This window comes from Paenibacillus sp. 1SOY10 (assembly GCF_056836745.1).
In genome coordinates, this window is the sequence record NZ_JBXENK010000017.1 from 1 (window position 1) to 12,102 (window position 12,102).

General features: G+C 50.4%; 13 protein-coding genes. All 13 read right to left on the bottom strand.

Going from position 1 to position 12,102, the window contains the following annotated elements:
* Positions 1-535: 535 nt before the first annotated feature.
* Positions 536-2,041 carry a lysine--tRNA ligase gene (lysS, locus tag AC1VOR_RS22395; RefSeq protein ID WP_482621173.1) on the bottom strand — a complete coding sequence of 502 codons (1,506 nt, stop codon included), beginning with the start codon at positions 2,039-2,041 and terminating at the stop codon, positions 536-538.
* Positions 2,042-2,145: 104 nt separating this feature from the next.
* Entirely contained in the window at positions 2,146-2,622 is a 477-nt protein-coding gene (greA, locus tag AC1VOR_RS22400; protein ID WP_018753565.1) for a transcription elongation factor GreA, read from the bottom strand.
* 367 nt (positions 2,623-2,989) lie between these two features.
* Positions 2,990-3,991 carry a tRNA dihydrouridine synthase DusB gene (gene dusB, locus AC1VOR_RS22405; RefSeq protein WP_482621175.1) on the bottom strand — a complete coding sequence of 334 codons (1,002 nt, stop codon included), beginning with the start codon at positions 3,989-3,991 and terminating at the stop codon, positions 2,990-2,992.
* Between the two features lie 54 nt (positions 3,992-4,045).
* Positions 4,046-4,249 carry a helix-turn-helix domain-containing protein gene (locus AC1VOR_RS22410; RefSeq protein WP_482621177.1) on the bottom strand — a complete coding sequence of 68 codons (204 nt, stop codon included), beginning with the start codon at positions 4,247-4,249 and terminating at the stop codon, positions 4,046-4,048.
* Positions 4,201-4,749: a 2-amino-4-hydroxy-6-hydroxymethyldihydropteridine diphosphokinase gene (gene folK / locus AC1VOR_RS22415; RefSeq protein ID WP_482621179.1), complete on the bottom strand. Its 549-nt coding sequence runs from the start codon at positions 4,747-4,749 to the stop codon at positions 4,201-4,203. The genes AC1VOR_RS22410 and folK overlap by 49 nt, the downstream gene beginning before the upstream one ends.
* 9 nt (positions 4,750-4,758) lie before the next feature.
* Positions 4,759-5,121: a dihydroneopterin aldolase gene (gene folB, locus AC1VOR_RS22420; protein WP_482621181.1), complete on the bottom strand. Its 363-nt coding sequence runs from the start codon at positions 5,119-5,121 to the stop codon at positions 4,759-4,761.
* Between the two features lie 30 nt (positions 5,122-5,151).
* On the bottom strand, positions 5,152-5,991 hold the full coding sequence (folP, locus tag AC1VOR_RS22425) for a dihydropteroate synthase (RefSeq protein WP_482621183.1): 840 nt from the start codon (positions 5,989-5,991) through the stop codon (positions 5,152-5,154).
* Positions 5,978-6,937, bottom strand: a complete 960-nt coding sequence (locus AC1VOR_RS22430; RefSeq protein ID WP_482621185.1) for an aminotransferase class IV — start codon at positions 6,935-6,937, stop codon at positions 5,978-5,980. The genes folP and AC1VOR_RS22430 overlap by 14 nt, the downstream gene beginning before the upstream one ends.
* On the bottom strand, positions 6,934-7,515 hold the full coding sequence (gene pabA, locus AC1VOR_RS22435) for an aminodeoxychorismate/anthranilate synthase component II (protein ID WP_482621187.1): 582 nt from the start codon (positions 7,513-7,515) through the stop codon (positions 6,934-6,936). The genes AC1VOR_RS22430 and pabA overlap by 4 nt, the downstream gene beginning before the upstream one ends.
* A gap of 6 nt (positions 7,516-7,521) precedes the next feature.
* Positions 7,522-9,093 (bottom strand): anthranilate synthase component I family protein, encoded by a 1,572-nt coding sequence (locus AC1VOR_RS22440; RefSeq protein ID WP_482621188.1) that lies wholly within the window; start codon positions 9,091-9,093, stop codon positions 7,522-7,524.
* Between the two features lie 187 nt (positions 9,094-9,280).
* Positions 9,281-10,219 (bottom strand): cysteine synthase A, encoded by a 939-nt coding sequence (cysK, locus tag AC1VOR_RS22445; RefSeq protein WP_482621190.1) that lies wholly within the window; start codon positions 10,217-10,219, stop codon positions 9,281-9,283.
* A gap of 169 nt (positions 10,220-10,388) precedes the next feature.
* Positions 10,389-11,288: an Hsp33 family molecular chaperone HslO gene (gene hslO, locus AC1VOR_RS22450; protein ID WP_482621245.1), complete on the bottom strand. Its 900-nt coding sequence runs from the start codon at positions 11,286-11,288 to the stop codon at positions 10,389-10,391.
* Between the two features lie 42 nt (positions 11,289-11,330).
* Positions 11,331-12,095, bottom strand: a complete 765-nt coding sequence (locus AC1VOR_RS22455; RefSeq protein WP_482621191.1) for a type III pantothenate kinase — start codon at positions 12,093-12,095, stop codon at positions 11,331-11,333.
* Positions 12,096-12,102: the final 7 nt, after the last annotated feature.

Genomic DNA, 12,102 nt, shown 5'->3' on the forward strand with positions numbered 1-12,102 from the left:
CTTGCTTTTTCTTCATCACCGCGTTTCAGCGGCAACTTTTATAATATATCATGTCCGACGTTATTTGGCAAGCATTATTTTTCATCGTAATTCTTAGCTGACTGCCATAATGCTGTCCGGTTAACGACCGGATTTATAATATACCATCTTTTATTAATGGGCGCAACCTATTTATTTAGCTTTTGAGTAAGCAGTATAAATTAGGCTTATGATGTATTAATCCCTTCATAGAATCTTTCCTATTGCGATTGAGTCTTGTGTTCCTCATCAAACATAAAAGCAGTGCAAGGATATCGCCTTGCACTGCCGTAAATTATATTCGTCCTCTTAGAGGATGTTCAAAAAGTCGTTTTCTCCGAAAACGTGTAGCTCCGCTACTGGCGTCCCTGATTTCATCGGGGCTCAAGCATTTTAAAAAGAGACGCACATTGAAAGCATAAGCTTTGATCCTGCTAACCCGACTTTAACAGGAGTTTTGAACTCGCACTTTTAGGACGGTGATATCCTTTAACTCTCTATAATATAGGAGGTTGTCCTATTGGCGCATATGCGGGAATAGTAAAACGTCGCGAATGGAAGCTGCATCTGTCAGAAGCATCACCAAACGGTCTACTCCGATACCTAACCCTCCGGTTGGCGGCATACCGTACTCCAGGGACCGGACAAAGTCCTCGTCCATCTCATGCGCTTCGTCATTGCCGTGTTCCCGTTCCAGCAATTGCGCTTCAAAGCGCTGGCGTTGATCGATAGGATCATTCAGTTCGGTAAAGGCATTAGCATGCTCCCGGGCCACAATAAACAGCTCAAAACGGTCCGTAAAGCGCGGATCAACTTCGTTTTTCTTAGCCAGCGGTGAGATTTCCACCGGATGCCCATATACAAATGTAGGCTGAATCAACGTCTCTTCTACAAATTGCTCGAAGAAAGCATTCAGGATATGGCCAAAGGTCATGTGCGAATCTACTGGAACCTTATGCTCTTTCGCCAAGCGATGCGCTTCCTCATTAGTCATTTGCACAGCAAAATCAACGCCTGTCACTTCTTTCACCGCATCTACCATTGAGACCCGGCGCCATTCAGGCTTCAATTTAACCTCATGACCTTGGTAATGGACGACTTGCGTACCCAGCACTTCTTGAGCAATGTGAGCAATCATATTTTCCGTCAAAGCCATGATATCCTTATAGTCCGCATAGGCCTCATAAAGTTCAATCATCGTAAATTCCGGATTATGGCGTGTGGAAATTCCCTCGTTACGGTAGACACGTCCAATCTCATAAACCTTCTCCAACCCACCGACAATCAGGCGCTTCAAATGAAGCTCGATCGCAATCCGCATGTACAACTGCATGTCCAGTGCATTGTGGTGCGTAATGAACGGACGGGCTGCCGCTCCTCCAGCGATATTATGAAGAGTAGGCGTTTCAACCTCCAAATAACCGAGCGAGTCCAGATAACGACGCATCGACTGGATAATGCGGGAGCGTTTGATGAAGGTCTGCTGTACTTCCGGATTTACAATCAAATCCACGTAACGCTGACGGTAACGCAATTCAACATCCTTCAGGCCATGATACTTGTCCGGCAACGGGTAGAGAGATTTCGACAACACTTCCAGATCCAGCACCTTGATGGTCGTTTCTCCGGTCTTGGTCTTGAATACTTCCCCCGTCACTCCAACGATATCCCCTAAATCTAAAATACCGAATGCTTCATATTTCACTTCAGGGATACTGTCTTTGCGGACATAGATTTGAATTTTACCCGACAAGTCCTGTACATGTGCGAAGCTCGCTTTACCCATGGTGCGCTTCGCCATAAGGCGTCCTGCGATGGATACCTTCACAGCCTTCTCTTCCAATTCCTCTTTGGTCAAGCTGTCGTACTTGGCAAGAATATCTCCCGCCATATCGGTACGCTCATACTTTTTACCAAAAGGATCAATACCCAGTCCACGCAACTCGTCCAATTTGGCACGGCGAATTTGCAGCAGCTCACTAATCTCGACGACTTCTTCGTTGTTGTTCATTTCCTCGCTCATAGCCTTACTCCACTCCTTATTACTACTTTATTGGGTCCCACAAACAAAAGAAACAGTGAAAGAAGCTTCCGCGGTGGAAGCTTCTTTCAGGCGCTAATTCCGGCTTACTTCTTAATGTCTACGATTTTATATTGAATCACGCCAGCGGGAACCGTTACATCCACTACAGCGCCTTTTTTCTTACCAAGAATCGCTTTGCCCACCGGGCTTTCATTGGAAATCTTATTTTGCATCGGATCGGATTCCGCTGTTCCGACAATTGCATATTCCATAGTGTCGCCGAACTCCAAATCCTCCACCGTCACAATAGAACCGATGCTTACCGTATCTGTGTCGATTTCGTCGTTGTTGATAATACGGGCATTACGCAGCATTTTTTCAAGTGTGATGATCCGTCCTTCTATGAAGGCCTGCTCGTTCTTGGCATCCTCGTATTCCGAGTTTTCACTGATATCCCCGTAGCCGATAGCTACTTTGATCCGTTCGGCAACCTCGCGGCGCTTCACAGATTTCAGATTTTCCAATTCTTCTTCCAGTCTCTTCAGACCGTCCTGGGTAAGGATAACTTCTTTATCACTCATCTCAACCGATTCTCCTGTCATGGAAAAAATTTTCGCACGGTGCGTGCGGCACCCGAAAACCTTCCTGGAAAATGAACTCTCCCTCAGGAATGTTCTTTTGTCTTCCACTGCCGCTTAGGTGCTTGGAAGCGCTCGCCTCCGGCAGCAATGGCCTTCTTGCAGATGGTTCATTGTATATATCATATGCGCTATGTTGTAACGGTCAGACCATCCCGAATAGGAAAGCCGACCACTGAGGCGAATTTATATTGTGAAATTATAGGTGAACGGGTCTCAAATGTCAATGACACCGAAAATTGCATATGTAAACGTTTTATGAAAAAGGGAGGACTCTTGGAAATACAAGAGCCCTCCTATTCAGTTCATGTCAGGCTGATACTTCGTCACGCGTCGTCTCCAGCACCAGATCATCGATAAAAGTCTCAAGAATCCGCACCATTTCATCACGCCGGGTCTCTTCCATGATTAAGTCCTTAATGCGCGCAGCGCCCTTCAGACCTTTCAAATACCAGGCAAGATGCTTGCGCATCTCCCGAACGGCGACATGCTCGCCCTTCAAGGCAGCCAATCGATCCATATGAAGGATGGCAATACGCATCTTCTCATCCGCAGATGGCTCAGGGAGCAGTTCCCCTGTCTTCAGATACTCTACAGTGCGGTACAGCATCCACGGGTTCCCCAGAGCCCCCCGCCCAATCATCACACCATCGCAGCCAGTCTCTTCCAGCATACGCTTGGCATCTTCGGGAGTAGACACATCGCCATTACCGATGACTGGAATCGATACGGCTTCCTTCGCTTGACGAATGTAGCTCCAATCCGCCTTGCCTGTGTAAAGCTGCTCACGCGTACGGCCATGCACGCTAACCGCCTTCCCGCCCGCCTGCTCTACCGCCTTGGCGTTGTCGACGACGTAGATATGCTCAGCATCCCAGCCAATCCGCATCTTGACGGTAACTGGCTTACTGACCGCATCCACGACAGCCGATACCATTTCGTAAATCTTACTCGGTTCCAACAACCAGCGTGCACCTGCATCGCATTTTGTCACTTTCGGCACCGGGCAACCCATATTAATGTCGATAATATCTGCGTTGGTCTCCTGGTCGACGACCTTGGCCGCCTCCACCAGCGATTTGCGGTCTCCACCAAAGATTTGCAAGCTTAGCGGCTTCTCACGTTCATCAACGAACAACATTTCCTGCGTACGTTTGTTGCCGTGAATAATCGCTTTGTCACTTACCATCTCGGCGCAGACCAGTCCTGTCCCGAACTCCTTGGCAATCAGGCGGAAAGCAGGGTTACAGACCCCCGCCATAGGAGCAAGTACGACCTGATTCTTCATTTCAATATCGCCAATCTTCAGCAAAATGGTTCCCTCCTCTGACTTTATAGTCAAGTTGTGCCTGTAGTGCAGGCGTTGCTATTTCGGCTTCAACTCCGTTAGGGGAACCCCCAAACAATCTGAAATTTTATTTAAAATTTGATCATCTGGGCGGCGGTTTCCCCGCTCAATGGCTCCCAAAACCGCAAGCGATATACCGGATGCCTCAGCCAACTGCTGCTGGGTGAAGCCTTTTAACTTTCGGAAAGCGCGGATGCGCTGTGCCAGTTGTATGTTTTCCAAAACCGGACGCCTTCCTTTCCGTCAATGGTGCCTAGCGCACGGCGTATATTCTCATAAAGCCCAGAAGGCTCTCCTTCCGGAACGATATCCGATAAGGGAATCAGCACGAAGGCCCGCTCCATCATGCGGGGATGCGGTAAGGTTAGCAAGGTGGTGTCCATTTCCCGTCCGGCAACCCATAGCAAATCCAGATCCACCGTTCGTGGCCCGAAACGAATCTTGCGCTCCCGGCCAAGTTGCTGTTCCACATCAAGCATGACCGATAGCAGTTCCTCGGGGGCAAGTGTCGTGCGAAGAGCAACCGCCATATTGACAAAGCAAGGCTGGTCCAGATAACCTACGGGATCAGTCTCGTATAGATGGGAGCCCCGCAGAACCTCAATTCCGGGATGCTCCTGCAAAGCTGAAATGGCCTTCATCAGGGTAGCCTCACGGTCTCCCAAATTGGCGCCCAAAGCAATATAAGCCTCTGAAAACTCAGAGGTAGAAGATGTGCTCATACAGAGTTCTCACTTTCTTGAACGGTGCAGCTTCACGGTCACACCCTCAAAGTAAATATCAAATGGAGGATGCGGCTTGGTCACCTGAACCGTTAAAGCATCTACCCTAGTATAAGTGTCCAAAACAGCAGATGCAATATGCTCAGCTAGCGCTTCGATCAATTTGAAGCTTTTTTTCTCGACGATTCCTTGAACCAATTCATGCACTTCGGCATAATTTACCGTCTGCGACAAATCATCGTTCACCCCTGCCGCGTGCAAATCCAGCTCTAGCTCCAGATCTACGTAGAACCGCTGTCCCAGCTTCCGCTCCTCTTCAAATACGCCGTGGTATCCGTAATATTCCATACGGCGCAGCATCATTTTATCCATAAATTCAACCCCTTTTCCAGCAATTCATAGCTAAGCATAAAGTATAGTATCGCACATACGTGCAGTTTCTTTCATTTCCTTCACGTCATGGACGCGTACAATCTGGCAGCCTTGGGCAATGCCCAGCGCTACGGTCGCCGCCGTTCCCATAACGACCTCATCTACTGGCAAATCCAGTGCGGTGCGAATAAATCTCTTGCGAGATGTGCCGAGCAGCAATGGAAAGCCAAGCGCGGCCAATTGGTCCAGGTTAGCCATTACCTTCAGATTCTCTTCATAGTCCTTAGCAAACCCGATACCTGGGTCCAAAATAATTCGTTCGTCGCTTACGCCCGCCTTCCTGGCTAATTCCACACTCTCGAGTAAATCCGCAGCAACATCACTCATCAAATCCTCATAAGCCCGATCTTGCCGATTATGCATGAGAATGACCGGGCATCCGAACTCCGCAGCCACCTGCGCTATGCGCGGCTCCGCCTTGAATCCCCACACATCATTAATGATATGGGCTCCAGCGCGCAGCGCTTCCTCAGCTACCTGTGCCTTATACGTATCCACAGATAAAGGGACCTGCGGCATCTCATGATGAAGCCTCTCCACGATAGGAATGACTCGCGCCAATTCTTCCTGCTCAGTCACGGGCTCATGTCCAGGACGCGTTGACTCGCCCCCGATATCTATGATATCCACTCCGGCCAGAAGCATTTCCCGGGCATGCTGTAGCGCATGTTCCACCTGGTTGTACCGTCCACCATCCGAGAAGGAGTCCGGGGTAACGTTGAGAATTCCCATGATTAAGGTACGCTCTCCCAGCTTGAGAGATGCTTCCCCCATCGAGAAGCTACGCTTATACCACTTAGGTTGCATCATGATCCCTCGCCTTCTCTCTATAATCTCCCAACAAGTGGCTTGTTATCGCACCAACCCGACCTTCGCCTACGGTACACGATTGGGACAATAATTCATTGGCCTGCGGTTCTGCATCACTTACCATCCAACGTAACTCGGTAATGGGCACCAGTTCCTGAATCGAGTTCGTCATAAATACTTCATCCGCAGTCAACAAGCGACTCCAGGCATAGCGACCTTCCTCTATAACCAGGCCTTGACGAGCGCCCAATTCCATGACCATTGCCCGGGTAATTCCGGGCAGGATGCCTGTTCCGACTTCCGGGGTATACAGTGTCTGGCCTTCTACAAAAAACAAGTTGCTAACGACGCCCTCGGCCAAAGAGCCATCGGTCGTCAATTGCAGACCCTCCGCCGGGACGAGTGAAGATCGTGCAACAGGAGCCGCCGATGACTGCCGGGTCGCTTCTAATTGGACTAACTCCCGCTTGGCAAGCATGCTGTTCATATAATGCAGCGATTTGAGGCGAATGTCGCCCTCCGGCGTATTCCGCCGGGTCGCTAGCCTCCATAAAGGCTTGCCCTTGGTATACAGCGCCGCTCCCGTCTCCGGGAGCGGCTTCACATAAATAATAATCCGCGGCTTGCCGTAATCTCCTGCCGGCAAACCTAGCGGCCCATCTCCTGCGGTTACGGTATACCTGATATACCCCTCGGCCAATCCGTTCAGCTTCAGCAGTCCGGCGATCTGGTCGGCGATCTCTTCCGGCTTGGCAGCATATTCTATGCCAAGCATGCGGCATCCCGCCTGAAGCCGCTGGATATGCCGCTCCAACAAGAATGGGCGGCCGCCATAAGTGCGGAACGTCTCGAACAAGCCGATCCCGTACATCAATCCGTGATCCATCACAGAGATCATGGCTTGATCTGCTGGGGTCGGAACTCCGTCCACCCCGATATAATTCATGCTCTCGCTTCCGCCTTCCGGCTTAGGAAATTACGCAGAATCTGATGCCCATGATCCGTAATAATGGATTCGGGATGGAACTGAACGCCCTCCACCGCATAGGTTTTATGGCGCAATCCCATAATTTCACCCTCGGCTGTTTCTGCGGTAATCTCCAAACAATCAGGTAAGCTCTCCCGCTCCACGATCAAGGAATGATACCGGGTCGCCGTAAAAGGAGATGGCAAACCAGCGAATACCGATTCGCCCTGATGAAGAATCGGAGAGGTCTTGCCATGCATCAGCCGTTCGGCGCGAATCACCCGACCTCCGAAGGCTTGGCCAATGGCCTGATGACCCAGGCATACACCAAAGATCGGGATAACTCCCTTGAATTGCTCAATCAGGTCCAGGGAAATTCCCGCCTCGCTTGGCGTACATGGACCCGGTGATATCAAAATATGATCAGGCCGCAAAGCCTCAATACCCGCAAGATCAATCTCATCATTGCGGTGGACAGTCACTTCCTCGCCTAGCTCGCCTAAATACTGTACCAGGTTATACGTAAAAGAATCATAATTGTCGATAACCAAAATCATCTCGTCTCATCTCCTGTCCTGGGCTTTGTCCGGCACGCCTTCGCTATGTCGAACCGCCAGAGCAATGGCTCTGGCCTTGTTATGGCATTCTCTGAATTCACGATAAGGCACAGAATCTATAACGATGCCGGCCCCTGCTTGTACGTATCCGGTGCCGTCCTTCGCCACCAGCGTACGTATAATAATATTTAATTCCATATTGCCGCTATAGTCAATCCATCCCATAGCACCCGTATAGGGTCCCCGAGTGACCGGCTCCAATTCCTCGATAATTTCCATTGTTCGCACCTTGGGAGCTCCTGTAATGGTACCCCCCGGAAATACGGCAGCAATGGCATCGTAGATGGTTTGGCCCTCCCGCAAGCGTCCTTCAACCTCGGAGACCAGATGCATGACATGGGAATAACGCTCAATCACATACAACTCGCTTGCCCGTACAGTGCCATAGGCGGCCACACGGCCGATATCATTGCGGAGCAAGTCAACCAGCATAATATGCTCGGCCAGTTCCTTCTCATTGTTCTTAAGTTCTTCCTCCATACGCTGGTCTTCCTCCCGGGTATGACCACGGCGGCGCGTACCGGCAATCGGCCGGGTACTGATTACCCCTTGCTCCACCTTCACCAGTAGTTCAGGCGAGGCCGATACCAACTGGAAGTCAGGGAAGCGAAGCAATCCCATGTAAGGGGACGGATTCATCCGGCGAAGCTGCTCATATACCTGTTCTGGAGTCGCAAGCAACGGGAAGGCTTGTCTGAGCGACAAGTTAACCTGAAACACATCGCCAGCACGGATATAGTCCTGTACTCGGCTTACAGCAGCTTCGAACGCCTGTTGGGACATGGACACCCCCAGACGATATTGTTCCAAAGCTTCATCGCTCATTAAGGAATCTAGCGAGGAGGAATCGTTAGATCGCTGAGGGGCCCCCAGCTCTTCACCACCACTCCCCTCGCTGATCCTCTGCCAGCGTTCCAGCATCTTGAGAGCGCGCTGCTCTGCTTGTATAAATGCTTTCCTCCAGCCCTCTATAGATGGTGAGACATCCACAGAACGGGCATAGACGATGCAATACAACGTGTTTAATTGTTGGTCAATCACCCAAAGCTCATCCATTCGCATCCATACGTAATCATCCAGACCGAGATCATCCTGAGCCCGAGTTGGCAAGCGTTCCAGGGAACGGGCAACATCATAACCCAGATAGCCTACCGCCCCACCGCTGAATTTAGGCAGTGCAGGAATCGCGGGCGATTGATAGGGCTTCATCCACTCTCGCAGCAGCTTCAGGGGTTCACCTTGCACATCCTCTTGCTTCCCTGACAACGGTTCATGGATGGTTGCTGCATTCCCCTTACCCCGAAGTACAGAGACCGGGTCCAAACCCAAGAACGTGTAGCGCCCCCCCTTGCCACTCTCTAATACAAAGGAATAAGGGCTAGCGTCCTGCCAGGCCACGCTCCAATTCACAGGCAACTCCGCTGAAGGCAAAGAGATGCTTACCGCGTACGGCAGCAGTGTCCATGTTCCTTCTTCTATCCATCTATTCCACTGCTCCCATGTCGTTATCTGTTCCATCAGCGGCTTAAACCCTCCAAGTCTGTAATTCTGATCGCTAGCTTCTATTGCTAGCTAGTATACTAGATGCCATCCCCGTTTGAAAACGAAAATAATTTAAAAATAAAACACCCCGTATCTATCTCCGGAATGTCTGGAGATAGATACGGGGCTTACCGGGTGTAACTCCCGGGGGTTCCTGACTAGTTTATGCCTCGAAATTATAAAGCGGCGTACTGAGGTAACGTTCGCCATTACTTGGAATGATGGCTACGACACGCTTGCCCTTACCCAGTTCCTTGGCTATCTTCAACGCAGCAAATACGGCAGCGCCGGACGAAATACCGGACAGAATGCCCTCTTCCTTCGCTACAGTCCGAGCTTGTTCAAAAGCCTGATCGTTCTCAACATGAACAATCTCATCGTAAATTTCCCGGTTCAAAATCTCCGGCACAAAGTTAGCTCCGAGTCCTTGAATTTTGTGAGGACCTGGTTTGCCGCCCGCCAAAATAGGCGAAGCCGCAGGCTCTACAGCATAAATCTTCACTTCAGGGAAGCGTTTCTTCAACACTTCACCGGCACCACTAATGGTACCGCCTGTACCGATTCCTGCCACAAACGCATCCAAACGTCCATCCAGCGATTCAATGGCCTCTACGATTTCAGGTCCTGTCGTCTCACGGTGAATCTTCACGTTGGCTTGTGTTCTGAACTGATCGGCCAAGAAATAATCCGGATTAGCAGCCAGCAATTCCTCCGCCTTCTTAACCGCCCCGTTCATCCCTTCCGATCCTGGTGTCAATACCAGTTCTGCCCCATAGGCGCGCAACAGGTTACGACGCTCCAAGCTCATCGTCTCAGGCATAACAATAACAGCCTTGTAGCCCTTGGCCGCTGCGACCATCGCCAGGCCAATCCCCGTGTTACCGCTGGTAGCCTCGATAATGGTGCCGCCTTCCTTCAGCTTACCCGCCTTCTCGGCCTCTTCAATAATGCTGATAGCAATCCGGTCCTTAACGCTGGAGCCTGGGTTTTGATATTCCAATTTGACGTAAATTTCCGCACTGTCCTCTGGAACGATCCGGTTCAAGCGAACCAACGGCGTGCTGCCGATCAAGTCCGTTACACTGTTTACGACTTTGGCCATATTAAATATCCTCCCTTATATATGGTGCTGTTGTTTATATCCGATCAATTAAGTTGGTATTCTGCTTATTATCTTAACAACACCTATCGGAGTTGTCAAGAAAAGTCATAAAAAAATACTTTGCAGCCAAGGGTTTCCTCACCCGCAAAGCCTATTTTTTGTCCTCATTTCACGCTTCCCTTTTTGGCTTTCCTACCTGCTCAATCAAGCTATCAATTTCCTCGGGACTAAATACGTAAGCCTCATTACAGAAGTCACATATCACTTCCGCTTCTTTGCCTTCTTCCCGCAATTCCGTTAATTCCTGCTTGCCCAAGCTAATTAGCGTGCTCTCCACTCTCTCCCGCGAACAGCTACAAGAGAAGATGATGTCCATTTCCTCCAATACCTGTACGTCCGGTAACATCCAGCTCAGCATTTCCTCAAGCTCCAAGCCTTGGTCCAGCAACGATGTTACTGGAGGAAGCCCGCCTACGGCACGCTCGATTTCACCAATCTCTTCATCCTTCAATCCTGGCAGCAACTGAATAATGAAGCCACCTGCCACAATAACGGAGTTGTCGACATCCACCAACACACCCAGACCTACCGCTGACGGGGTTTGCTCAGATACGGCAAAATAATAAGTGAAGTCTTCGCCCAGTTCGCCGGAAATTAAAGGAACGCTGCCGCGGTAAGGCTCCTTCAGGCCCAAATCCTTGGTAACATTGATAAAGCCCTCGGTGCCTACGGCTCCGCGCACATCCAGTTTCCCTTGGCTATTGCTCGGCAATTGAACATGGGGGTTCTTAACATAGCCGCGAACCTCCCCACGCGCATTAGCATCCACGATAATTTGCCCAACAGGTCCATCGCCTTTGACTTGTACCGTCAACTTCTCATCGCCTTTAAGCATGGCACCCATCATAGCACCGGCCGATAAAGTTCGGCCAAACGCTGCAGTTGTCGTGGGGTAAGTGTCATGACGGCGGCGTAATTCTTCCACCAATTCCGTAGTCCGTACAGCAAAAGCGCGAACTTTCCCTCCCATCGCAATTGCCCGGATCAACCGATCTTTCTTCTTATTTATGTTAGAGTCCATCGCTTGAGGACCTCCTTCCTGACTTCCTGTTTATTGATTACGTTCATAAATGAGACGAAGTCCCTCCAGCGTAAGCTGAGAATTGACCTCCTCAATCGTGCGAGTTTCGCTGGCAATCAGCTCAGCGAGGCCACCCGTAGCTACTACCTTCGGCTTGGCATTCATCTCGCGGGCAATCCGTTCCACGATCCCATCCACCTGACCAGCATAGCCGAAAATAATACCCGCTTGCATCGCGTGCACCGTGTTGCGGCCAATGACCTTCTTCGGCTTCTCCAATTCAATACGCGGCAACTTGGAGGCCCGCTGATAAAGCGCCTCGGTCGAAATTCCGATACCCGGTACAATAGCACCTCCCAAATAATTACCCTGGGCGTCGATGCAATCGAAGGTTGTAGCCGTTCCGAAATCGACAACCACCAGCGGTCCGCCATATTGCTCAATGGCAGCCACAGCGTTAACAATCCGGTCAGCGCCCACCTCCCGGGGATTCTCGTAACGTAGATTTAGCCCCGTTTTAATGCCAGGTCCTACAATTAGCGGCTTGCGGCGCAAGTATTTAACGCATAACTCCTCCAGCGCATGCATCAGTGGGGGAACTACGGAGGATATGATGACTCCCTCCATCTCACTTTCGCGGATTCGAGCCATATCAAATAAATTGTGAATCAGGACGCCGTATTCATCCACCGTCGCCTGGCGATTGGTGCTGATACGGAAATGATGGAGCAGCTCCTTGCCCCGATACACCCCTAATACGATATTGGTATTGCCTACATCGACCACAAGGAACATCGGCTGG